Consider the following 24,144-nt stretch of genomic DNA (forward strand, 5'->3'; position numbering starts at 1 on the left):
AGCCGGTGGCTCAGGTGTCCTGCCCGGCCTCGTACAGAACGCGGGCGATGCGCTGATGGAGGCCGGCCTGCGGTTCGCCCGGTGAGGTGGGGGCTGCCTTCACGATGGATTCGGCCAGGGTGCGCAGCTTGGTGTTGGTGTGCTGGGAATGACGCCGCAGCACCCGGAAGGCGAGGTCGGCGTCGATGCCGTACAACGCCATGAGGATGCCACGCGCCTGGTCGATGGGTGCCTGGCCGGCCCGGGCGCGCTCGATGTCCCGGGCGGCGGTCGCGGTCGCATCTTCGGTGACCGGAGTCGTGACGTCGATGAAGAAGCCGCGCAAGGTTGCGACGACGCCCTCGTCGTCGAGCCGTCCGTCGCCGACGATCACGACCTTGAGCTCGCGGTCCGCGGCATCGAGGATGCGGTGGTAGCAGGCGAAGGGCGCCCCCGTCTCGCGGGCGGCGGCGAGGACGCCGTCGATGCGGTCGGTGTCGTCCGGGTGCTGGTGCTTGCGCAGGAGCCGGCTGCTCGGTGTGACGGCGTCGGGTTCGTAACCGTGCAGCAGGAACATCTCGTCCGACCACCACCAGATGTCCTCGGCAAGCCGGTGGACGAACACTCCCGTCACTTCACCCGCGGTGTCCGAGGGGCCAAGGGCCGACTCCACCATGAACTGTCTCCCTTCGCCTCTGCAGCGCGCACGGTGTGCCGTCGACGGCCGCGAACGGCGGTTGCCCCGTGAGGAGTTCGTACAGGACGCAGCCGAGGCTGTAGACGTCGCTCGCAGGTGTGGCAGGTTCTCCGCGGGCGCGTTCGGGCGCGAGATAGCCGGTGGTGCCGACCAGTTGGCCCGTGCGTGCGGTGGCGACGGCGGCGTCGGCGTACCGGGCGATCCCGAAGTCGCACACCTTCACGGTTCCGTCACCGCTGACCAGGAGGTTCGCCGGCTTCACGTCGCGGTGCACCACAGCCTTGCGATGGGCGGCGGCCAATCCGGCGGCCGCCTGGGCGACCAGGCGTACGGCATGGTCCGGCGACAGCGCTCCGCGCGACTCCAGGAGTTCTGCCAGGCTCTGCCCCTGGACGTACTCCATCACCATGCAGGGCTGTTCGCCGCGGTCCTCCAAGTCGTACACCGCCACCACACGGGGGTGGTTGAGCCGGGCCGCGGCGCGGGCTTCTCTGCGCAGTCCTTCCAGGGATGCTCGGTGGTCCGGACGGGGAAGCAGCTTCACTGCCACCGGCCTGTCGAGTACCTGGTCCCAGCCCCGCCAGACCTCGCCCATCCCGCCTCGGCCGAGCCGCTCCTGCAGTCGGTAGCGATGAGTCGTCAACACCCCTGGCCCCTCCCGACTTCGCGCTCGCGGACGGGTCTCGATTACCCACATTCCCCGACTCTGCCCCCCTGCGCGGCAGCCGTGTCCGTTCCGCGGCCGGCCGCCGGAGACACCGCGCCCACGACCCGCGGACAAGTCGCCGTGGCAACCGCCTGCAAGGACGAGTGCAGGGAGACGAGTACAGGGACACGCGTACCGGGAGACGCGTGCCGGCAACAGCCTCGACAGTCCCGGCAGTTGAGAGCACCCTGAGGGAACCTGCGTCTGGTCGGGGGCTGCCGATGGGGGACACGATCACCGCGTTCGTCTCGGTGTTCATCGCGTTGGTCGCCGTGGTGGCGACGATCTGGCAGGGACGACGCACCACCCGGCTCGCCGAGGATGCGCTCGCGCTCCCCGTGGTGGCCGAGACATTCCGCGAGTTCCGGTCCCAGGAGTTCCGTGACCACGTACGCAGGCTCCTTGCTGTGCCCGACGAGGATCTACTCCGTGCGGAAGGATTCGGCGCCTTGCCGACGGAGGTTCAGCAAAGCGCCTACCAGACCTGCTACTTCTTCGAGTATCTAGGCGTGCTGACCGCCCACGGCATGGTGCGCGTGGAGGTGGTCGTCGGGACCATGGGGACTCAACTGGTCCAGATCTGGGACAAGATGCAGGACTGCATCATCGCCGAGAGGGAGCTCAGGGCAGGTTCGCTGCCGGCCGGGGCTCCGTCGGCGTTTCTGCCGTACTTCGAGAATCTGGTCCGCGAGATCCAGGTACGGGGCGGACGTGACGCTGCCGCGAGGATCCGCGACCAGTTGAGCAGGTGGCACAGGGCGGAGGCCGAGCCGCCGTCGCCGCACGGTACGCGTGCGGGCCGGTCACCTACGTCGGACTCATGAGCGCCGCCTCTGGGGACACCGACTGCCGCGCTCTCCGTGCTGTGGGAGTCCTCGGGCGGCCCACATCTGATCCCCCCGCGCCCACGGCCCGCCATCTGCGCCTCGGGACGGCGGGACAGCGGGCCATCGGCTTGCCGGCCGCCCGTACGCGCTACGAGGCGCCGTCCCGGTCGACCGGCGCGAGCACACCCACCACGGTCCCCGTCGCGCGCCGGGCCACCCCGGTCGGGGTGTGCTCCAGTTCGGCGGCTGTCTCCGTGCCGTTGGCGACCGCGGCGGACTCTGCGGAGGCCCAGCTGAAGACCCCGCGCGCCATGGTGGAGGTCGCGGCTTCGGCCCGTCGGCGGTAGACCTCGGCCCGGACGCGGGCGATCTCGCCATCGCGGCGTGGTGCCCGATCCTCGTCTGGGCGCTCTCCCTCAGCGGCACCTCGTACTTCTTCTTTCGCTATCGCCTGTTCACGCTACCCGCCTGGGCTGTCAGCCCGGCGATGCGGTCGTCTACGAACGGGGTGCCGACGCCTGGCACCGGTACGACCTGGGCATCCCCTTCTACCTGCCGCGCCATCTGCACCTGCCCGAGGCTTCCGGCGGTGGGGCGGAGCGGATCTGGGTGGTGGTGCACGGGCAGCCTTCCGACGCTCGGCAGGAGCTGGAGGCAGATCAGGTGAGGGCGCTGCGTGCACAGCACCGGGTTGCACGGACGGAGCGGCTGACCGGATTGTCTGTGGCGCTGCTGGAACAGCAGGAGCGCCAGGCATGAGTCGTGGTGCGGGCTCTGTCAGCCGTAGGTGATCATGACGTTGACGGCGATGACCACGCCGGCGGTGAGGGCGGCGAGCCCGATGACTGCACCGGCCAGGTCGCGCCCGGGGACCGGCTCCGAGGCGGTGGCGCTCTCAGGATCCTCGCTGGTGTAGTAGACGAGGGTCTCGTCTCCGACACTTCTGCTCGGCGGCCCGCCGGCCTCGGTGAAGCGCACTGCACGGCCGTCGGCGGTGAAGTCGTATTCGTGGTACTGGATGCGGCGGGGCACGCTGTTGACCGTCTGCACACGGACGTAGGCGCGCACGACGCGCGCCTGCGCGGTCAGTCCGCTCTCCCACGCTCTGCGCCGCTGCCTGGTCCTGCGGACGATCGAGTGACCGCCCCACAGCATCAGTGCGATGAGCAGCGGAAAGAGTACGTGGAAGACGAAGTCCATGAATGATCCCGGTAGATGATGCTGTCGAACGTCCGGATCCGACGGGCTCGGACGCAGGCGGGACCCTACCGGACGGGCTGTCGGGCCTCGCGTCGCACCCGGAGCACGCGAGCGGCGCTCGTCCTGGCGCTTATTGGCGGCTGCTGGGGGAGTGGGTCCTGTGCCAGTGCTCGGCTGGGCGCACGATGCCGTCGATGACGTGGCGGAGGAACTGGCTGGTGCTCGCCAGGCGGGCGTCGGCGGGTGTGGTGACGTCGAGTCTGCGGATCTCTGTGTGAATGATTGCTCCTGCCACGCAGGCTCGGGCGGTGCGGGCCGGTGGCGTGCGCCGGCCATGGCGGTGGTGGAAACCGCGTCGTCCTCGAGGACGTGCCGTTCGGCCCGGTCGGGGGCCGCGCTCACGCTCGATGAGAGCCTGGTTCTTCGGTCGTCCCTGCGCCGCAGCCCACCGGACACAGGAGTCGAACCTCTGCCGTCTGTCCTCGGGGGACCAGCCGGCAACGGCCCGGTGCGTGCCGCCAGGGCGGCGGTCACTGTGTCCGCTGCCCCGGTACGGGACGCGACACCGGTATCTGCTCCCTCCGATCGTCCCGAAGCCGCTCTTCAGGACGACTCCCGCACCACCAACTCCGTCGGCAGCGTCAACTGCCGCTCAGCGGAGGCGACCTCGCTGATCTCGTCGAGCAGAATGGCCGCCATCATCCGGCCCAATTCCTCGACCGGCTGCCGGATGGTGGTCAGCGGCGGGTTGGTGTGGCGGGCGAGGACGGAGTCCTCGAAGCCGACGACGGCCACGTCCCCCGGCACCTGCCGTCCCTGGCGGCGCAGTTCGCTCAGGGCGCTGACGGCCATGAGGTCGGAGGCGGCGAAGACGGCGTCCAGGTCCGGTGCACGTTCAAGAAGCGAACGCATCGCGCGGCGGCCGCTCTCCTCGGTGAAGTCGCCCACCTCGATCAGGCGTTCATCGGCCGCAACTCCCGCCTCCGCATGTGCGGCGCGCCAGCCTTCGAGGCGGCTGCGGCCGACGTCCATGTCGAGCGCGCCGGTGATCGTGGCGATGCGCCGCCGGCCGCTGTCCAGCAGGTGCCGTACGGCGGCGGTCGCGCCACCGGTGTTGTCGGCGGTGACGTAGCTCAGCGGCTCGTTCTCGTCGCGGCGGCCGGCCAGCACCGTCGGCAGACCCATCTCCTCCAGCATGCCGGGCAGTTGGTCGTGGGCGTGGACGGAGACCAGCAGGACGCCGTCGACCCGGCTGGTGGCCACGGACTCGGCCAGCTGGTCCCGCTCGGACTGGTCACGGACGAGCATCAGCTGGAGCTGCGTGCGGGTCTTGGAAAGCGCGCCGCTCACGCCGCGGATCAGGGCGGCGAAGTAGGGCTCCGAGCCGAGCCGGCTCTCCGACTCGGGGATCACCAGGGCCACCGAGTTGGTGCGGTTGGTGACGAGTCCGCGGGCGACCGAGTTGGGGACGTAGTCCAGTTCCTTGATGGCGGCAAGGACCCGGGCCCGTGCATCGGCGCTGACGAGTTCCGAGCCGTTGATGACGCGGGACACCGTGGTCCGGCCCACCCCGGCACGGGCGGCGACAGTCTTGATCGTGGGACGGCGGTTCCCTGTCATGTGCTCCTCCTGGAAGCAGCCGCGGCGGTACCGGCCGCGGACGTGACCGGCGGCAATTGTGGCAGACGCGGGGCGGCGGGCAGCACCCCCGCCAAAGTCACGAACCGAACGCTGAACCCGAGCTTCGGTCACGAATTGTTTTCAAGTTATTGACATAGCCGATCCCTGCCACGAGTCTTCCATCCACCGGTGGGCACGTTCCCACCCTCTGGTGGGAACGTGCCCACCGGACGAAATACCCCACCCCGTAGATCGCGGTCCCGCTGCTCCGGTGCGTCAGCGCCGTCGCTTGGAGGAAGAAACATGGCAACTGTTCGAAGGTCATCACGGACCAGGGCGCTCGCGGCCGTCGCGGCCACCAGTGCGCTCGCGCTCCTCGTCGGCTGCGGCGGCAGCGACGACTCCGCGACCGGCGGCGGCAAGAAGGACGGCAAGGTCGTCATCACCGTGGGCCTGTACGGGGTGATGGGCTTCAAGGAGACGGGACTCCTGGAGCAGTACGAGAAGGAGAACCCGGGCGTCGAGATCAAGGCCGAGATAGCCGGTGACGAGCAGACGTACTACACCGCCCTGCAGACCCGGCTCGCGGCCGGCAAGGGCCTGAAGGACATCCAGGGCATCGAAATCGCCCGGGCCAAGGAGATCGTCGACACCCAGGCCGACAAGTTCGCCGACTTCTCCGACGTGGCGGGCACCGACCACTTCCTGCCCTGGAAGCAGTCCCAGATCACCACCGAGGACGGCAAGGTCCTGGGCCTCGGCACCGACATCGGACCGATGGCGGTCTGCTACCGCAAGGACTACTTCGAGCAGGCCGGTCTGCCCAGCGACCGCAACGAAGTCGCCAAGCTGTGGGAGGGCGACTGGAAGAAGTACGTCGAGGTCGGCCGCACCTTCAAGAAGGACTTCAAGGGCGGTGAAGTGGCGTTCATGGACGCCGCCAGCGGCCTGTTCAACGCCATGGTCTACGGCTACCCCGAGCAGTACTACGACGCCAAGGGCGAGCTGATCTACGACAAGAACCCGGCCGTCAAGGACGCCTGGAACCTCGCCGCGGACGCCGCCGAGGACGGGCTGACCGCCAAGCTCCGCCAGTTCCAGCCCGGTTGGGACCCCGGCCTCGCCAACGGCACGTTCGCCACGGCCGTCTGCCCCGCATGGATGCTCGGCCACATCGGCGAGAAGGCCGGCGAGGCGAACAAGGGCAAGTGGGACGTCGCCAAGGCCCCCAAGGGTGCCAACTGGGGCGGTTCCTTCCTCGGCGTGGTCGAGCAGAGCCCGGTCAAGGAGGAGGCGAAGAAGCTCGCCGCCTGGCTGACCGCACCGGAGCAGCAGGCCCACATCTTCGAGAAGCAGGGCAGCTTCCCGTCCTCGCAGAAGGCGCTGGAGAGCTCGGACGTCAAGGGCCTCACCTCGGAGTACTTCAACAACGCCCCGATCGGCGAGATCTTCGGCGCGGCCGCCCAGGAGATCCCGGACAAGCAGGTCCTCGGCCGCAAGGACGGCACGATCAAGGACACCTTCTCCCAGGGTCTGACCCTGATCGAGCAGCAGGGCACCGCGCGTGACGAGGCGTGGGAGACCACCGCGGAGCGCATCGAGAAGGCGGTCGGCTGACCGTCGACCGCTCCGGCCGCCCGGGCCCGCCCGTCCTCGACGGCGGGCGGGCCCGGGCCCCGGCCCACTCAATCGCTCTGAAGGAAGGAAGTCCGGTGGCCACCTCCACCACCAAGGCCCAGGCCGGCGCGGGCCGTCGGGGTTCATCCCCGCAGTCCGGCGGCGAAGGCGCAGGCCGGCGCCGCGGCTCGCTGCTGCACCGTCTCGACGTCAAGGGCGCGCCCTACGCCTTCGTCGCCCCGTTCTTCGTCGTGTTCGCCGCGTTCAGCTTCTACCCCCTCGTCTACACCTCCTGGATCTCCCTGCACCGAGTGGAGCTCGCCACCCTGGACGTCATGGAGTGGGTGGCGTTCGACAACTACGTCGAGCTGTGGAACGACGAGCGCTTCTGGAACGCGCTGGCCAACACCGTCACCATCGGCATCATCTCCACGGTGCCGCAGCTGCTCATGGCGCTCGGCCTTGCGCATCTGCTCAACTACCGGATGCGCGGCTCGCTGTTCTTCCGGGTCGCCTCGCTCGTGCCGTACGCCACGTCGGTCGGCGCCGCGGCGCTCGTGTTCACCATGCTCTTCGAACGCGACTTCGGCATGATCAACTGGGCGTTCGGCGTGGTCGGCCTGGACCCGGTGGACTGGGAGGCCGACAAGTGGCCCGCCCAGATCGCGATCTCGACCATCGTCATCTGGCGGTGGACCGGCTACAACGCGCTGCTCTACCTCGCCGCCATGCAGGCCATCCCCGCCGACCGGTACGAGGCCGCCGCCCTCGACGGTGCCTCCCGCTGGAAGCAGTTCACGCACGTCACCGTGCCCGGCATCCGCTCCACCATCGTCTTCACCATCGTGCTCTCCACCATCGGCGCGACCCAGCTCTTCGGCGAACCGCTGATCTTCGGCCAGGGCCCCAACGGCATCTCCGGCGGCGCCGACAACCAGTACCAGACCCTGGGCCTGCTGCTGTACGAGGAGGGCTGGAAGAACTACCAGATGGGCCGCTCGGCGACCGTCGCCTGGGCGATGTTCCTGCTGCTCGTCGTCGTCTTCGTGGCGCAGCGCCTCATCAAGCGCGCGCGTGCCCGCACGTCCTGACCAGGAGTCGTCATGACCACCGAAAGCCTCCCGGTCCGGACGGACGCGCCCGCCCGGACCCCCGCCCCGAAGCCCGAATCCCGCCGCAGCCTCCGGGTGTTCCGGCCGGGCGCCGGTCGCCAGCACCACGCGGGCCCGCTCGCCTACATCCTGCTCGGGATCGTCGCGCTTCTATCGATCTTCCCGCTGTACTGGACGATGGTGGCGGCCTCGACCGACAACACCCGCGTCAGCCAGACGCCGCCGCCCTTCCTGCCCGGCCCGAACCTGTTCAGCAATCTCGCCCGCGCCTGGGACGAGGCGGCCATGGGCAAGGCCATGATCAACAGCACCATCGTGGCCGGGGTGATCGCCCTGTCCACGGTGATGTTCGCGACCCTCGCCGGCTTCGCCTTCGCCAAACTCCGCTTCAAGGGCCGCAACGTCCTGCTCATGCTGGTGATCGGCACGATGATGGTGCCGCCCCAACTCGGCGTCGTACCGCTGTTCATGATGATGTCCGAGCTGGGCTGGTCGCAGCAGCTGCCCGCCGTCATCTTCCCGACCCTGGTCAGCGCCGTCGGCGTCTTCTTCATGCGGCAGTACCTCAGCGAGGCGCTGCCCGACGAACTGGTCGAGGCGGGACGGGTGGACGGCGCGCACTCGCTCCGCATCTTCTGGAGCATCGTGCTGCCCATCGCGCGCCCCGCGATGGCGGTCCTCTTCATGATCACTTTCGTGCACGCGTGGAACGACTTCTTCTGGCCGTTCGTGGTGCTCGACATGAGCAACCCGACCGTCCCCGTCGCCCTCACCCAGCTCAGCGCCGGCTACGTCCGCGACCAGTCCCTGATCATGGCGGGCGCGCTCCTCGGCACGCTCCCGCTGCTGGTGATGTTCATCGTCTTCGGCCGTCAGATCGTCAGCGGCATCATGGCCGGCGCGGTCAAGGGCTGACTCCTGCCCACTCCCACCGATTCACCTCCCTTCCTCCGAAAGGACCTCCGTGGTCACCGCAGCACGACAGCAGCCCGCGTCCGCCCCGGACACCTCGCGCACCTTCCCGAAGGGCTTCCTCTGGGGCACCGCGACCGCCTCCTACCAGATCGAGGGGGCCGCCGCCGAAGACGGCCGCACCCCGTCCATCTGGGACACCTACGCCCGCACCCCGGGACGGGTCCGCAACGGCGACACCGGTGACATCGCCACCGACCACTACCACCGCTGGCGCGAAGACGTCGAGCTGATGGCCGAACTCGGCGTCGGCGCCTACCGTTTCTCGCTCGCCTGGCCCCGCATCCAGCCCACCGGCCGCGGCCCCGCCGTACAGAAGGGCCTCGACTTCTACCGGCGCCTGGTCGACGACCTTCTCGACAAGGGCATCCAGCCCGTTGCCACCCTCTACCACTGGGACCTGCCCCAGGAGTTGGAGGACGCCGGCGGCTGGCCCGAGCGCGCCACGGCCGAGCGGTTCGCCGAGTATGCCGCCCTGGCCGCCGACGCCCTCGGCGACCGCGTGCGCACCTGGACCACCCTCAACGAGCCCTGGTGCAGCGCCTTCCTCGGCTACGGCTCGGGCGTGCACGCCCCCGGCCGCACCGACCCGGTCGCAGCCCTGCGCGCCGCCCACCACCTCAACCTCGGCCACGGCATGGCCGTACAGACACTGCGCGACCGCCTGCCCGCCGACGCCCAGGTCTCGGTGACCCTCAACATCCACCACGTACGCCCGCTCACCCAGGCCGAGGCCGACCTCGATGCCGCGCGCCGCATCGACGCCCTCGCCAACCGTGTCTTCACCGGTCCGATGCTGCGCGGCGCCTACCCGGAGGACCTGTTCAAGGACACGGCGTCCCTGACCGACTGGTCCTTCGTGCGCGACGGCGATCTGGAGACGGCGCACCAGCCGCTGGACTTCCTCGGCGTGAACTACTACTCGCCGACCCTCGTCTCGCAGGCCGACGGCAGCGGCTCTCACACCTCCGACGGGCACGGCCGAAGCGAGTTCAGTCCGTGGCCGGCCGCCGGCGAGGTCGCCTTCCACCAGTCGCCGGGTGAGACCACCGCCATGGGCTGGGCCATCGACCCTAGTGGTCTGTACGAGCTGCTGCGCCGGCTGTCGGCGGACTTCCCGGAGCTGCCGCTGGTCATCACCGAGAACGGCGCGGCGTTCGACGACTACGCCGACCCCGAGGGCAACGTCAACGACCCGGGCCGGATCGCGTACGTGCGCGACCACCTGGCCGCCGTGCACGACGCCCTGCGCGACGGCTGCGACGTGCGCGGGTACTTCCTGTGGTCGCTGCTGGACAACTTCGAGTGGGCCCACGGCTACAGCAAGCGCTTCGGCGCCGTCTACGTGGACTACCCGACCGGGCGGCGTACGCCCAAGGCCAGCGCCCGCTGGTACTCCCGGGTGGCGCGCACGGGCGTCCTGCCCGGGGCCTGACCCATGCCAGGCGCGGCACCCTTCAGCCTGCCCCGCACGGGTGCCGCGTCCCGCAGCCCGTCCTCCGGCCCGGACCACCGGACCGGAGGACGGGCTCGCGCGTCACTCCCCGGGGTAGCGCACCCCGGTCTGCTCGCGCACCTGGTCCAGGGTGTCCATCACGGCGAGGGTGTGGGCCGGGGGCAGCAGCGGTGACGTGGTCAGGCCGGCCCGCAGACAGCGCATCACCTCACGGGCTTGGTGCCCGTAGCCGTGCCCTTCCTGCGGCGCGGCGTTCACGGCCTGCGGCTCGTGGCCGTCGCGGTGCAGCACGAAGGAGACGGGGTTGTAGAAGTCGCCCGGGATCACGATGCGGCCGGTCGTGCCGTACACCGTGGCCCGGTGTTCGTCCTGCGCGAGCAGCGAGCACGTCAGTACGGCCATCGCGCCGTCCCGGTAGCCGAGCAGGATGCCCGTCTGCTCGTCGACGCCCCGCGGGGACAGCCGCGCGTGCGCGGTGACCGTCTTCGGTGCGCCGAGGATCAGGTGGGCGAAGGAGACGGGGTAGGTGCCCAGGTCCAGCAGGGCGCCGCCGCCGGCCGCGGGGTCCCACAGGCGGTGGTCCTGGGGAGCGTCCACCCGGGCGCCGAAGTCGGCGTGCACGGACCGGACTTCGCCGATGGCGCCCTCGGCCACCAGTTCCGCGATGCGCAGGATGGCCGGGTTGAGGCAGGTCCACATCGCCTCCATCACGAACAGGCCCTGCTTCTCGGCCAGTTCGGTCAACTGGCGGGCCTGCCGCCCGCTGAGAGCGAACGGCTTCTCCACCAGCACCGGCTTGCCGGCCTCCAGACAGGCCGTCGCCGCGGCGACATGCTGGGCGTGCGGGGTGGCGATGTAGACGACGTCGACCTCCGGGTCGGCGGCCAACTCCGGCCAACTGCCGTGGGCGCGGGGGATACCGAACCGCGCCGCGAACGCCTGCGCGGACTCGGCCGACCGGGACCCGGCCGCGGCGACCCGGGCGTCCGGCAACAGCAGCAGATCCTCGGTGAAGGCGGCGGCCATCCCTCCGGTCGCCAGGACACCCCAACGGACGGGCTGTTCGCTCACGTTCGTCTCCTGTTCAGTGATGCTCGTATGTACGCTGCAGCATATGGGAACGTTCCCACCAGGCCGTCGGGTCGACCGCCGCGACCCACGCCCGTGGCCCCTTCCCGTACGACGACGCGACCGAACAGGCGGATTTCGCACACAGTGACAGTCACGCTCCGTCACTTCGCATGTTGATCATGCGAGGTTGTGCCGCACGATTGATCGCTTCTCGGGTGGAGGCAACCTCTTCATGGACGGTGTGGGACGCGTGGTCAGACGCCTGTGCCCGCCACGGCATGTGCCGGTGGCGGGCCTGGTGTTCGGGTCGGTCCTCGCGATGCTGGCGGCGCCGCTGCCCGCTGCGGCGGGCGGCAGCTCGGGAGGCATGGCCCGGGGGAGCGCGGCGGCCGCAGCCCCCGCGGAGCCGACGGTGCTGTTCGAGGAGGACTTCGAGAACGATCCGGTCGAGAGCGGAGCGGTGCTCCTGACCGACTACACCGGCGCCGCTCCCGCCGCGCACACCTACACCGCCGACCCCGGATGGCTGAAGGGCTGCAACGGCTGGATCCTGAACCAGACCGACTCGGCCAAGTACGCCCCCGGCACCAAGGACTGCGGCACCTGGTGGGAGAGCCAGCGCGTCCTGCCCAACGCTCTGGGGCAACTGAACGGGGCAGCCGACCCCACGGAGAACCACTCGGTGGCAGCGTTCACCGTGACGGTGCCCAAAGCCAACTCGGTCGAGTTCGAGACCGAGCAGACCATCCCGGTCACACCGGGCCGCTTCCTCACCTTCGCGGTCTCCTCCGCCGCCATGAACTGCCACGTCTCCGGCCCGCAGCTGAAGTTCTTCCTGATGGGCGGCACGACGGCGATCCCCGCCACTGCCAAGGCCATCAACCCGTGCACCGACAAGAACGCCAAGTCCTTCAAGGTCGGCACCAGTTCCGTGAAGGCCGTGCACTCGGCCAGTGACGCGCCGGTGCTGTTCGACGGCAGCGCGGTCGGCATCCGCATGGTCAACGCCAACGGCAGCAGCGCGGGCAACGACGCCGCCTTCGACGACATCCAGCTCCTCGACGTCACACCCAGCGTCGAGAAGGCGTTCACGCCCGCCGTCGTGGCCGGCAACGGCACCTCGACGCTGACGTTCACCGTGACCAACACATCCGACCTGCTCAGCAAGAAGGGCTGGTCGTTCACGGACAACCTGCCCGATGGACTGACCGTCGCCGACCCGGCCTCCGTCAAGACCACCTGCGCCAACGGGTCGGTCACTGCCATCTCTGGTGATGAGGCGATCCGGCTCAAGGGCGAACTCGCGGCGGGCCAGACGTCCTGCACGCTCAGCGTGGACGTCACGGCGCCCGAGGGCGAGTACGAGAACTGCCCCGACAACCTGGTTGATGTGCGGGGCCTCAACGCCCCCACCGCGTGCGCGACGGTCCGCTTCGCCGACCCGGCTTACACGATCGAGAAGTCCTCGGCCCCGGCCTCCGGCGGCAAGGCAAAGCCAGGCGAGAAGGTCACGTACACCGTGAAGGTGACCAACACCGGCCCCGTCGCCACGGACGCGCCTGTCACCGACGACCTGAGGAAGGTCCTCGACGACGCGACATACAACAAGGACGCGAAGGCTGACGCGGGTGTGCCCGCGTACACCGCTCCGAAGCTGACCTGGAAGCCGTCGCTGCAGCCGGGCGCGAGTGCCACCCTCACCTACTCGGTGACCCTCGACGACCCCGCGCGAGGTGACGGGGCTCTTACCAACGCTGTCACCGGCAGCGACGCCTCGAACTGTGCCGACGGCACGGAGGAGGGCTGCACCACGACGGTGACGGTGGACAAGCCGCCGCGCGGCGGATACTGCGCCGACACCGGGTATCTCGTGCAGTGGAACGGCCGCGCATACGAGTTGAGCACCTTCGACGTGAGCACCGGCACCAAGACGGCGATCGGGAACCTTGGCACGGACCGCTCGAACAACGTGAGCATCGGCTACAGCCAGCTCGACGGGTACCTGTACGGCTTCCGGTCGACCGCCGGACAGCTGCTGCGGATCGACCCCACCACCGGCAAGTACACCTCCACGAAGATCACCGGGATGGCCACGCTCGGCGCCGCCATCGCCGCCACGACCCCTGATGGCTCGAAGATGTACGTCTTCGACCACCAGACCGCGATGTTCTACGTCGTCGACATCGACACGGACAACCCGACGTACGCGTCGGTCCTCAAAACCTTGGACGCGAAGGCGTACCACGGCTCCGGTGACTTCGCGGTCAACCCGAAGGACGGCCGGCTCTACACCGTCGCGGGTGACGGCACGCTGTGGCGGCTGGATCCGGAGACCGCCGCCTGGACAGACCTGGGCAAGCAGCTTCCCGCCGACAAGTCCCCGGGCACGTTCCAGACGTTCGCCGACGACATGGGCACCTTCTACTTCTTCGGCAACTTCGGGGGAGCACTCCACCAGCTCGACCTGAGCGCGTCCTCCGCCGACTCCCTGATCACCGCCGAGGAGATCGGGGAGCCGATGCGGCTCGGCACCACTACGACCTCGTCCAACGCCGACGCCGCCGGCTGCCTCAAGCCCTACGACCTGGGCGACGCGCCCGACTCGTACGGCACGGTGCGCGGCAAGGGCCCGTTCGCGGCCATCGACAAGCGGCTGATGATCGGCAAGGACGTCTCCTCCGAGCGTGAGGCCCGTACCCCCGGGACGGGCAAGGCGTACGACGCCACCGGTGACACCCTCGACGACGGCGTGCCCACCTGGCCGAAGCTCACCGAGAACACGACCTCGTACCAGGTCCCGGTCGCCGTCACCAACACCACCGGTGAGGCGGCCACGCTGACCGGCTGGGTGGACTTCGACGGCTCGGGCACCTTCGACGCCCGAGAAGTGACGAGCGTGCCGGTCCCGGCCGGGGCGACCTCGGTCGAACTGACCTGGACCGGTCTCGGCGCGAACACCACCGGGAAGACGTACGCGCGTCTGTGGCTGCAGCCGGGCACCACCCCCGCCGTCTCACCGCTCGGCGGCGCCGACACCGCGCGCGTCGTCATCGGCGAGATCGAGGATAGCCCGCTGACCGTCGAGCCCCGTGCGCTGGTGCCCGGCATGACGATCACCAAGGCCGCGGACAAGGCCGTGGTCACGCCCGGCGGCGTGCTCACCTACACGGTGGCCCTGGCCAACACGGGCGAGACCGCACTGAACAACATCACCGTCACCGACGACCTGTCGAAGGTGCTCGACGACGCCGCATTGAGCGGTACGCCCACCGCGAGCAGCGGCACGATCACGGTGGACGGCACCACCGCCACCTGGAAGGGCGACATCCCGCTCGGCGGCACGGTCATCCTGACCTACAAGGTGAAGGCGAAGGCCGCCGGTTCCGGCGACGGCAAGCTGGTCAACAAGGTGACCGGCCCTGGCATCTCCAACTGCCCGCCGGATTCGACCGACCCGAAGTGCACGACGGAGGCGAAGGTCTCCGCGGTGGAGATCGTCAAGGCCATCGACAACCCGGCGCCGAAGCCGGGCGACAAGGTCACCTACACGATCAGGGCGAAGAACACCGGCCAAGTCGCCATCGCGGGCGGCTCGTTCGCGGACGACCTCGTGAAGGTCCTGGACGACGCGACGTACAACGAGGATGCCGACGCCACCTCGGGCGAGGTGGCCCATGCCGAGCCGACGCTGACGTGGACCGGGGACATCCCGGTGGACGGCACGGTCACCCTCACCTACTCGGTCACGGTCAAGGACCCGCTCACGGGCGACAAGCAGCTCGCCAACGCTGTGACATCGGACATCCCGGGCAACAACTGCCCGCCGGGTTCGAGCGACCCGAAGTGCCGGACGACCACCGATCTGCCCGCCCTTGACATCGTGAAGTCCGCGTCCAAAACGGAGGCGAAGCCCGGCGACACCGTGACGTACAAGGTGGTCGTCACCAACACGGGCAAGGCCCCATACAAGGGCGCGACCGTCACCGACGACCTGACCGAGGTCCTCGACGACGCCGCGTACAACAAGAACGCGAAGGCGACGTCGGGGGAGATCTCGTACGAGGAGCCGAAGGTGACCTGGACCGGGATTGTCCCGGCCGGGGCGACCGTGACGCTCACGTACTCGGTGAAGATCGACTCGCCGGCCGAGGGCGACCTGAAGCTCGCCAACGCGGTCACCGGCCCGCCGGGATCCAACTGCCCGCCGGACTCGACCGACCCGAAGTGCACCGCCACGACCCCGATCGCCTCGCTCACCTTCAAGAAGAGCTCCGACAACCCCGCGCCGATGCCGGGCGACACCGTCACCTACATCGTGACGGTCACCAACGACAGTACCGAAGCGGCCTATCCGGGCGCCGTGTTCACCGACGACCTGACGAAGATCGTCGACGACGCCGCGTACAACAAGGACGCCGAGGCCACCGCCGGCACCGTCGCGTACACGGAGCCGACGCTGGCGTGGAAGGGCGACGTACCCGCGGGCGGCACGGTCACGGTCACCTACTCGGTCACCGTGAACACTCCGCCGGCCGGCGACAAGTTGCTGGCCAACGCGGTCACCTCGGACAGCCCGGGCTCCAACTGCCCGCCCGGGTCGGACGATCCCGACTGCTCGACCGAGGCGGGCATCCCCACGTACAAGGTCAAGAAGACCGCTTCACCGGCGGACCCGAAGGCCGGCGACACCCTCACCTACACGGTCACCGTCACCAACGACGGCCAGGCAGACTATGCAGGCGCCACGTTCACCGACGACCTCACGACGGTCCTCGACGACGCGGTGTACAACGAGGACGCCGAGGCCACGTCCGGCGAGGTGTCCTACGACGAACCGGAGCTGACCTGGACCGGCGACCTCGCCGAGGGCGCCACCGCGACCGTCACCTACACCTTCACCGTCTCCGCCGCTCTCAACGGTGACGGGAAGTTCGTCAACGGTGTCGTCGGCGGATCCAACTGCCCCGAGGGCAGCGACGATCCGGACTGCTCCACCGTCCTGCCCGCTCCCGACTACGACTTCGGTGACGCGCCGGACAGCTACGGCACGACGCGGGCCCGCGACGGCGCGTACCACGAGGTGGCCGACGAGCTGCGGATCGGTAGCGCCCTCAACGCGGAACGGGACGGCACCCCGAACCGGACCGCCGCCCAGTCCACGGACGACGACGGCCTCACCGCCACCCTCACCCTCTACCAGCACCAGGAGCGGTACACGGCGAAGGTGCCCGTCACCAACCGCACCGGCGCGCCTGCCGTGCTTGCCGGCTGGATCGACGACAACGTCAACGGCATCTTCGAGTCGGAGGAGATGGTCTTCGCCGACGTCCCGGACGGCGCCACCGAGGCCACGCTGACGTGGGACGGCCTGACCACGGCGGAGCCGGTCAGCACGTTCGCACGGCTGCGCCTCTATGGTGACGACAGCGCCGCCGACGCTGCCGACCGTGCGGGCAAGGCCCCGAAGGACCCGGACGCGACCGGCTTCGGCGGAACCGGTGAGATCGAGGACCACACGGTCGTCGTCGCACCGGCCCACCTGGAGATCACCAAGTCCGCCTCCCCGGCCGAGCCGAAGCCGGGGGGCAAGGTGAGGTACACAGTCACTGTCGAGAGCAGCGCTCCCGCGCAGTACGCGGACGCCACGTTTTCCGACGACCTGACGAAGGTCCTCGACGACGCCGCATACAACAAGGACGCCGAGGCCACCGTGGGCTCGGTCTCCTACGCGAAGGCGAAGCTGACCTGGAAGGGTGACATTCCGGCCGGCAAGACGGTCACCGTCCGCTACTCCGTCACCGTGGACAAGCCCGTACGCGGCGACCGGAAGCTGACCAACGCCGTCACCGGGCCCGAGGGTTCCAACTGCGAGCCGGGGTCGGGCGACCCCGACTGCACCTCCGCGCCCAGGGTCCCGCCGGCCACGCCCACTCCGCCCAAGAAGCCGACGCCGCCCCCGCACAAGCCCGCGGGTCAGCTGCCGAAGACGGGATCCTCCGACACCGTCGGCCATCTGTCCCTCGCCGCGGTGCTCACGCTCGGCATCGGCGTTCTTCTGACGACCGCCGCCGTCCGGCGCGGACGCCGCGACACGGACTGATCCGGGTAGAGCCCGGAGGAAAGAGCACCACATCGGCCGTGGGGCCGGCCCCGACAGGGGCTGGACCCATGGCTGTTCCGCAGGTATCAGGCGAGAAGATGGATCGTGGTGGCCATGGGACGCGACGCATTCGTCATCGGGGCGCTCGTGGCCTTTACACCGGACGGCGAGGCCCACGCTGACCGGCCTCGAGCTTCCGTTGCGGCGTCCGACCGGTTGCTGGTCAGGGAGCTGTGTCTACCACCGCCGGGCGGGCGGCTTGCGTCCGAAGACGACCACGGTGTCGCCGGCCCGCAGGGTGCTCCACAGCCGCTGGGCGTTGCGGTACGACAGATTGACGCAGCCGTGCGAGCCCGGTTCGTAGTAGATGGTGCGGTAGCGGCCGTGGAACGCCTGCCCGCCGGAGAAGAACTGGGCGTAGGGCATGGGCGCTTGGTACAGCGTCGAGGTGTGCGCAGCATTGCGCCGGCCGATGGCGAACGTGCCGGTGCGAGTCGCGTAGCCGGGCTTTCCGGACCGTACGGCGACAGGCCCGAACACCACCTTCCTGCCCTGCTGCACCCACATCAGCTGGAGGGTCAGGTCGACGCAGGCGACCCGGCCCCGGCGCGGCGGGCAGCGGCCACCCGTGTCGGGGTGCGTCCGTGCCCACTCCAGGGTGGCGGCGCCCCAGGTGACGGGCCCTGCATAGCCGGTTCGCGGCTGGATCTTGCGCGCAGTCTGGTACCTCTGGATCGCCGCACAGTCCTTCCCGGACTGCTTGCCATCGACCGGCGTGAGTTTGAGGAAGCGCTCCAACTCCTTCTGATACGGGCCGGTTCTGCCGGTGCAGAACGGCGCGTTGCGGCCCTCCTCACCTGGCGGACTCACCTCCAGCTCTCGCAGATCCCGGTACTTGGCGAGCTGCGGAAACGGCTCACCAAGCGGCGCACGCGGTCGTGCGCCCGGGACACGCAGGTCGGGAGGCATCCACTGATCCGGCGTGTTCTCCAGGAACGGCAACTCGGAGCGGGAGTGCAGCGGCGGAGGCGGATCCGTATCGGCGTGCGTAACGGCGTACGCGGATACGGAGCCACCCGCGGGCAGGCATGCGAGGGCCAGCGCGGTCGCGACGGCCTTCACGAGACGCGTGCGTGTCATGGCGTGAACGAGCCCGTCACGCCGGCTGCTTGTCCTTGTCCGGTGGCGGAGTCGGCCCCGCGCCCGTACCGGTGTTGGTCACCATGATCTCGACCTTGGCGTCGTCGCCGACGCGGAACAGCTGGGCGTGCCTGGTCTGCTTGCCGTTGACGGAGTAGCTGACTGTCCAGCCCTTGGGCAGGGTCCGCAGCGGTTCACGGACCACGCAGTACGAGTCCGCGCGGATGCCGTCGACCGTCGCGGACTGATCGGCCTTCAGCTTCAGCGACCCCTTGGTCCCGTCCTGGCACAGGTAGTTGACGGTGAACGTGCTCGGGACCGGGCCGTACGGCGGCGGCACGACGGCCTTTGTGACGGTGAAGGAGCCGGTCGCCTCCTCGCTGCCGGAGAAGTCGTTGCTGATCACGACGACGGAGCTCACGCCGGTCACGAAGCCGCTGGACGCGTCCGCGGGCTGGTAGGTCACCTTTGCTCCCTCCGGGAACGTTCTGGTTCCGTTCTCGGTCACCATGCAGGTGGAACCGGCGGGGACGTTCCGTACGACCACACCACCCGACGAGGTCCGCGCGATTCCGCCCCCGGAGCCGAAGGTCAGGGTGTCCTCCACGGAGGTGCCCAAGGGAGTGGTGCACTCGACATCCGCGGTGTACGAGGTCGGCATCGTCTCTTTGGTGCCGCCCTCAGGGGCCGTCACCTTCTTCAGGACGAGGAGTGCTCCTGCGGTGACCGTCGGCAGGTCCTCAAGGTGATAGCAGATCAGGTAGTGGCTGACGTCGGCGGTGTTGCCGCCGTTGTTCGTGGGCGACTTGTAGTTCTGCGGCGGCTCCAGGTCCGGCGGAATGTGGGGTGCCTTGTAGATGTTCGAGCCGGTGCCGCCCTTGATCACGACGGCGTCGATCACCACGCCTGCCCTCTTGCCCGCGTCGGTGATCGCCACGTTGACCATCGTGGGGCTCGATCCCGTGCCGGTGCCCTGGACGTAGGCGTCACCGGCGTCCTCGGCCTCGTTGCCGTAGATCTGGATGTCGTCGGGGTATCCGGCGTCCGAGCAGTTGCGGATGTTCTCGTCCACGAACTGCGCGCGGGAGTCGTTCGGCGTCGAGCCCAGCGGTCCATCCGCGACTACGACGGGCGCGCCGCCCACGACGACGGCCAGCGCCACCACCGGAAGCGCCGTCACCTCCACGAAGCGGCGGAGCCCTGCGGGTCTGTGCGTCCGGGATGCGAAAGACATCGGCAGGGCTTCTCTCGATCGACAAAGTGTCCGGAGCTCCAGAATTCGTGGTCGCTGGCTCATGGGCATGCGGAGAGCGCCCGATCGTGCGTTGGCCAGATGACCGATGCCTTGCCCAAGGGGGGATCGGTGCGCCTCCGGCGGCCTGCGTCCCACCGGACCTCGCCGGTTCCGTTGCGGCTGGTTATGGCTCTGCGGTGCCCATTCGCTGGAGGCCTACGTGAAGCAGGCGGAGTCCGCCTCGTCGTGCGGTGCTGCCGCCGGGTCGAGGGGCCATGAGGCCACGGCGACCGCCGGGGATGTCGGGGGATCCCGCCGGTCGGGCGGTCGAGCCTCGGACGGGCCCCTTCCGCTGAGTGATCTGCTTCACAACGTGTCACAGCGGTCAGTGGTGCGGTGACTTATGGCCGAACACAGGGAAGCGGAGGAGGCACCATGACAGGCGATACGCGAGTGGTTGTGATCGGTGGGGGATATGCGGGCGTGATGGCTGCGAACCGGCTGACGCAGCACGGCGACGTGAGGGTGACGTTGGTCAACCCGCGTCCGGATCTTGTCCATCGTGTGCGCCTGCACCAGTTGGTGGGCGGGTCCCACGACGCGGTCGTGGCGTTCCAGGACGTGCTGGCCGAGCGGGTTCGGCTCGTGGTCGACGTCGTAACGCGGATCAATGCCCCGGCGCGTAGCGTGACGTTGGAGGCCGGAGGCACGCTCGACTACGACTATCTGATCTACGCCGTGGGCAGCGGCAGCGCGGAGCCAGACCTGCCGGGCGCGGCCGAGTTCACCTACGCGGTCGCCACGCTGGAGGAGGCGCAGCGGCTGCGTGCGGCTCTGGACGCCACCCCCGCCAGTGCCCCGGTGACGGTGGTCGGCGCCGGGCCCACCGGCATCGAGACCGCGGCCGAACTCGCGGACACAGGGCGCGCCGTCACGCTGGTGTGCGGTGGCATTCTCGGCCCGTACCTGCACACTCGCGGTCGGCGTTCGGTCGCCAAGCGGCTGGCCTAGCTCGGGGTGACGGTCGTCGACGGACCCGGCACGAAGGTGGCGGCGGTGACCCGCGCGGCCGTGCAGCTCGCCGACGGGCGCGAGCTGCCGAGCGAGGTCACCGTATGGACCGCGGGTTTCGGTGTCCCGGACTTGGCCGCGCGCAGCGGGTTGAGCACCGACGGCGTGGGCCGCCTCCTTACGGACGAGACGCTGACGAGCGTGGACGACGAGCGCATCCTGGCCGCCGGGGACTCGGCCGCCCCGTCCGGTCAGCCCCTGCGGATGAGCTGCCTGAACGCCACACCGCTGGGTGCGCGGGCCGCCGACACCGTGCTCAGCAGGATCGCGGGCCGCCGGCCGGACCTCCTCCATCAGGGCCTGTACGCCCAGTGCATCAGCCTCGGCCGGAGCGCGGGGATCTACCAGTTCGCCAACCGGTCCGACGTCGCGGTGTGGGTGCACATCGACGCAGGCTTGGGCGCGAGGATCAAGGAGAAGGTCTGCGAGGCGATCCCCGGCCACCTCAGCGGCGAGGCCCGTAAGCCCGGCTCGTTCCGTCTTCACCGTGTGCCCGGCGGCGCAGCCAAGCGCCGGCAGATCCTCAGTGCCCAGCAAGTCCAGACGCCGGCCGCGACCGACCAGCAGGCCTGACCCGTGCGCGCTGCAAGGATCTCGCCACGGCCGCCCGCGCGAGCGATCGTTCAACCCAGTCAGCCCAGCCGACCGTGCAGGACCGAGAGAGAGGACCAGAGTTGAGCGGCGATGCCGACGACCCGGCGACCGAGGCGTTCCTCGCCCACCGCAATCTGCTCTTCACCGTCGCCTACGAGGTACTGGGTTCGGCAGCCGACGCCGAGGACGTCCTCCAGGAGGCATGGCTGCAGTGGGTCAGGGCCGACCAGGAGGCGGTGCGCGACCGGCGCGCCTTCCTCGTCAGGATCACCACCCGCCAGGCACTCAACCGGCTCCGCACCGTGAAACGCCGCCGCGAATCCTACGTCGGCCCCTGGCTGCCGGAGCCGCTGCTCACCGCACCGGATGTGGCCGAGGACGTCGAGCTGGCCGAAAGCGTGTCGATGGCCCTGATGCTCGTGCTCGAGACGCTGTCGCCCACCGAGCGGGCGGTCTTCGTCCTGCGCGAGGTCTTCGACATCGACTACGACGAGATCGCCGCCGCAGTCGACAAGAGCCCGGCGGCCGTCCGCCAGATCGCCCATCGCGCCCGCCGGCACGTCGATGCCCGCCGCCCTCGTCGGGCGGTGTCCTCAGCCGAAAGCCGGACGGTCCTGACGTCGTTCCGGCATGCCGTCGAAACCGGGGATCCTCAGGCCCTGCTCGACGTGCTTGCCCCCGACGTCGTCCTGATGAGCGACGGCGGCGGCATCAGGCACGCGGCGCTGCGGCCGGTTGCCGGCGCCGAGCGGGTGTCCCGGATGTTCGGTGGCGGGATCGGCAAGGTGGAGGGCGAGATCTCCACCGAGCCGACCTCGATCAACGGCCATGCGGCGCTGCTCGTGTACCTGAACGGCGAACTCGACGGCGTGATGGCGATCAGCGTCGCGAACGCCCGCATCACCGGCCTCTACTACGTGCGCAATCCCGAGAAGCTGACGCACGTCGCCTCCGCGACCCCGCTCACCTTGCACTGAGAGCCACGCACCCGAAGTTGATCAGGAAGGAAGCAATCGATGGTCACAGCAGAGCGAGGACCAGTACAGCTGGCCGGGAAGGTGGCGGTCGTCACCGGGGCGGGGTCCGGTATCGGCGCGGCGACTGCGATGACGCTGGCGGCCCTGGGCGCGCGGGTGTGCTGCGCCGGACGCACCGTCGAGAATGTCGAGCAGACAGCCGAGAAGATCAGGGCCGGCGGAGGCGAGGCGTTCGGGCTGCGCGTCGACGTGACATCGCAGGCGGACAATGACGAGATGGTGCGCGAGACGGTCGCCCGTTACGGCGCCGTGCACATCGCCCACCTCAACGCTGGAACAGGGCACTGGGCCGGAATCCTGGACTATCCGCTGGAGGAATGGGACCGCACGATGGCGGTGAACCTGCGCGGCGTCATGCTCGGTCTGCAGGCGGCGGGCCGGGCGATGCGCGACGCGGGCGGTGGCTCGATCGTGATCACCTCGTCGGCGGCCGGACTCACCGGCGCCCGTATGTCGACGGCCTACGCGGCGTCGAAGCACGGCGTGATCGGTCTGGCCAAGTCGGCTGCCCTGGAGCTGGGGTCCGTCGGTATCCGCGTCAACACCGTCTGCCCGGGCTACATCGCCAGCAACGAACTAATGGCGCAGATGGGCGAGGAACTCGATCTCGCCGACCGGTTCCCCCTGCGCCGACCCGGACGCAGCGAGGAAGTCGCCGACCTGGTCGCGTTCCTGGCCGGCGACCACGCCGCTTTCATCACCGGCAGCGTCTTCACCATCGACGGCGGCTGGCTGGCCGGCGGCATCGACCTCCACGACGAACCCGCTGACCAGGCAACCGGGGACGAGCGCGTCGCCGCGCTGGCCAACGCCAATGCGCCGTACCCGGCAGACTCGTAGGAGCTCACCAACAGGTCCGCCACGAGCATCGCGTGCCGTGGCGGACTCCTGGTCCCGCGAAGGCTGTTCTCCTGCGGCTGCCTCCCGCGAGGCGCTCAGGGGCCGGCGAGCGGCACTCCGTGTTCGTCGGCGAACGAGCGTCGGCACATTCCGTGGCAGAAGGCGTACAGCTTGCCCTCGTGGACCAGCGTGAGCGGCGAGTCCTCGAGCCGCACGCTCATCCCGCACACGGGGTCGATGAGCAGGCCTGCGTCCCTGCCAGGTGCCGAAGCGTGCGTCTCGGCGTCGTGTCGGTCCCGGTAGGGCCGGCTGATGAGTTCCGTCAGCTCCAGGCTGCCCATGGCCTGCCCGTGCAGGCCGACACCACCCTCGCTGATGCCGTTGACCAGGACGATCGCGTGCGGGGCCTGGAACAGCCGCGCGCCGTCCCGCCCGGCCTGCTGCTCCGTCGCGGCGAGCACCTCGGTGATGGTGCGGATGAAGTACGAGCTCGCTTCCTTGCGCCACGAGGCGGGAACGGTGACGCGGACGAGGAAGCGGGGCGGATCCGCCGGATCAGCTGCGGGGCGCTCTCCTGTGATCCAGGACGCCGTCTCGTGTACCAGCACGTGCGTCAGCAGGCGCTGTGCATCGAGCACTTCGACGGCGTGACTGTCGTCCTCGGTCATCAGCGCATCGATGATCCGTCGGCCCATGTGCACGCGCTCCTGTTCGCCCAGCACGCCGCGAGGAACGTATACGTCGATCAGCAACATTGTCCGCCACCTGCCGTCAGCGTGGAAACCATGTGCCCACCGTGCCCGTCCATGACGGACGCGGCATCGTACGGGCGGACCGGGCCGGAGATAGTGCGAGGGGAGTAGTGAGTACC

General features: G+C 69.5%; 18 protein-coding genes and 1 pseudogene. 10 read left to right on the plus strand and 9 right to left on the minus strand.

The features are described from left to right. Positions 1–10: 10 nt before the first annotated feature. Together BLT97_RS29915 and BLT97_RS29920 are read right to left on the minus strand one after the other, a co-directional pair. The gene (locus BLT97_RS29915) at positions 11–655 is read right to left on the minus strand and encodes a PAS and ANTAR domain-containing protein (RefSeq protein WP_093615755.1); all 645 of its coding nucleotides are present in this window, start codon (positions 653–655) and stop codon (positions 11–13) included. Beyond that, the gene (locus tag BLT97_RS29920; RefSeq protein ID WP_245769621.1) at positions 615–1,322 is read right to left on the minus strand and encodes a serine/threonine-protein kinase; all 708 of its coding nucleotides are present in this window, start codon (positions 1,320–1,322) and stop codon (positions 615–617) included. The genes BLT97_RS29915 and BLT97_RS29920 overlap by 41 nt, the downstream gene beginning before the upstream one ends. 281 nt (positions 1,323–1,603) lie before the next feature. Between BLT97_RS29920 and BLT97_RS29925 the strand changes: the two genes are divergently transcribed. After that, positions 1,604–2,206, plus strand: coding sequence for a DUF4760 domain-containing protein (locus tag BLT97_RS29925; protein WP_093615759.1), 603 nt, complete (start codon positions 1,604–1,606; stop codon positions 2,204–2,206). A 151-nt stretch (positions 2,207–2,357) separates the two neighbouring features. Here the strand turns inward: BLT97_RS29925 and BLT97_RS38085 are convergent, their stop codons facing one another. Next, positions 2,358–2,522, minus strand: a complete 165-nt coding sequence (locus tag BLT97_RS38085) for a hypothetical protein (RefSeq protein ID WP_176953939.1) — start codon at positions 2,520–2,522, stop codon at positions 2,358–2,360. Between the two features lie 71 nt (positions 2,523–2,593). Here BLT97_RS38085 and BLT97_RS29930 point away from each other — a divergent pair, with 71 nt between their 5' ends. Further along, positions 2,594–2,968, plus strand: a complete 375-nt coding sequence (locus BLT97_RS29930) for a hypothetical protein (RefSeq protein ID WP_093615761.1) — start codon at positions 2,594–2,596, stop codon at positions 2,966–2,968. Between the two features lie 18 nt (positions 2,969–2,986). Here the strand turns inward: BLT97_RS29930 and BLT97_RS29935 are convergent, their stop codons facing one another. Next, the gene (locus tag BLT97_RS29935) at positions 2,987–3,409 is read right to left on the minus strand and encodes a DUF3592 domain-containing protein (RefSeq protein WP_093615763.1); all 423 of its coding nucleotides are present in this window, start codon (positions 3,407–3,409) and stop codon (positions 2,987–2,989) included. Between the two features lie 603 nt (positions 3,410–4,012). Continuing rightward, positions 4,013–5,029, minus strand: coding sequence for a LacI family DNA-binding transcriptional regulator (locus tag BLT97_RS29940; RefSeq protein WP_093615765.1), 1,017 nt, complete (start codon positions 5,027–5,029; stop codon positions 4,013–4,015). Between the two features lie 303 nt (positions 5,030–5,332). Between BLT97_RS29940 and BLT97_RS29945 the strand changes: the two genes are divergently transcribed. The 4 genes from BLT97_RS29945 to BLT97_RS29960 all read left to right on the plus strand — a co-directional run bounded on the left by BLT97_RS29945 (position 5,333) and on the right by BLT97_RS29960 (position 10,165). After that, positions 5,333–6,646, plus strand: coding sequence for an ABC transporter substrate-binding protein (locus tag BLT97_RS29945; protein WP_093615767.1), 1,314 nt, complete (start codon positions 5,333–5,335; stop codon positions 6,644–6,646). Between the two features lie 95 nt (positions 6,647–6,741). Next, positions 6,742–7,737, plus strand: coding sequence for a carbohydrate ABC transporter permease (locus BLT97_RS29950; protein WP_093615769.1), 996 nt, complete (start codon positions 6,742–6,744; stop codon positions 7,735–7,737). Positions 7,738–7,749: 12 nt separating this feature from the next. Then, a complete protein-coding gene (locus BLT97_RS29955; RefSeq protein WP_093615770.1) occupies positions 7,750–8,673 on the plus strand; it encodes a carbohydrate ABC transporter permease in 924 nt (307 codons plus the stop codon). Positions 8,674–8,722: 49 nt separating this feature from the next. Beyond that, entirely contained in the window at positions 8,723–10,165 is a 1,443-nt protein-coding gene (locus BLT97_RS29960) for a GH1 family beta-glucosidase (RefSeq protein WP_093615772.1), read from the plus strand. Positions 10,166–10,267: 102 nt separating this feature from the next. Here the strand turns inward: BLT97_RS29960 and BLT97_RS29965 are convergent, their stop codons facing one another. Further along, positions 10,268–11,257: a Gfo/Idh/MocA family protein gene (locus BLT97_RS29965; protein WP_281251161.1), complete on the minus strand. Its 990-nt coding sequence runs from the start codon at positions 11,255–11,257 to the stop codon at positions 10,268–10,270. A 232-nt stretch (positions 11,258–11,489) separates the two neighbouring features. Here BLT97_RS29965 and BLT97_RS29970 point away from each other — a divergent pair, with 232 nt between their 5' ends. After that, positions 11,490–17,357 (plus strand): DUF7927 domain-containing protein, encoded by a 5,868-nt coding sequence (locus BLT97_RS29970; RefSeq protein WP_143041409.1) that lies wholly within the window; start codon positions 11,490–11,492, stop codon positions 17,355–17,357. A gap of 237 nt (positions 17,358–17,594) precedes the next feature. Here BLT97_RS29970 and BLT97_RS29975 read toward each other — a convergent pair whose 3' ends face one another. After that, the gene (locus BLT97_RS29975) at positions 17,595–18,497 is read right to left on the minus strand and encodes a L,D-transpeptidase (RefSeq protein ID WP_093615778.1); all 903 of its coding nucleotides are present in this window, start codon (positions 18,495–18,497) and stop codon (positions 17,595–17,597) included. A 16-nt stretch (positions 18,498–18,513) separates the two neighbouring features. Further along, complete coding sequence (locus tag BLT97_RS29980) at positions 18,514–19,731, minus strand: DUF5979 domain-containing protein (protein WP_143041410.1); 1,218 nt, start codon at positions 19,729–19,731, stop codon at positions 18,514–18,516. 435 nt (positions 19,732–20,166) lie between these two features. On the opposite strand from BLT97_RS29980, the pseudogene BLT97_RS29985 reads away from it, so the two are divergent. The 3 genes and pseudogenes from BLT97_RS29985 (at position 20,167) to BLT97_RS29995 (ending at position 23,273) form a co-directional block, all read left to right on the plus strand. After that, positions 20,167–21,375: pseudogene (locus tag BLT97_RS29985) on the plus strand (NAD(P)/FAD-dependent oxidoreductase). A 101-nt stretch (positions 21,376–21,476) separates the two neighbouring features. Beyond that, entirely contained in the window at positions 21,477–22,373 is an 897-nt protein-coding gene (locus tag BLT97_RS29990) for an RNA polymerase sigma-70 factor (RefSeq protein ID WP_093615782.1), read from the plus strand. Positions 22,374–22,412: 39 nt separating this feature from the next. Further along, positions 22,413–23,273 carry an SDR family NAD(P)-dependent oxidoreductase gene (locus BLT97_RS29995; RefSeq protein WP_093615784.1) on the plus strand — a complete coding sequence of 287 codons (861 nt, stop codon included), beginning with the start codon at positions 22,413–22,415 and terminating at the stop codon, positions 23,271–23,273. Positions 23,274–23,368: 95 nt separating this feature from the next. Here the strand turns inward: BLT97_RS29995 and BLT97_RS30000 are convergent, their stop codons facing one another. Then, positions 23,369–23,995 (minus strand): YHS domain-containing protein, encoded by a 627-nt coding sequence (locus tag BLT97_RS30000; protein WP_218137337.1) that lies wholly within the window; start codon positions 23,993–23,995, stop codon positions 23,369–23,371. Between the last annotated feature and the right edge of the window lie 149 nt (positions 23,996–24,144).

The sequence above is a fragment of the Streptomyces indicus genome (assembly GCF_900100315.1).
Taxonomy (GTDB): domain Bacteria; phylum Actinomycetota; class Actinomycetes; order Streptomycetales; family Streptomycetaceae; genus Streptomyces; species Streptomyces indicus.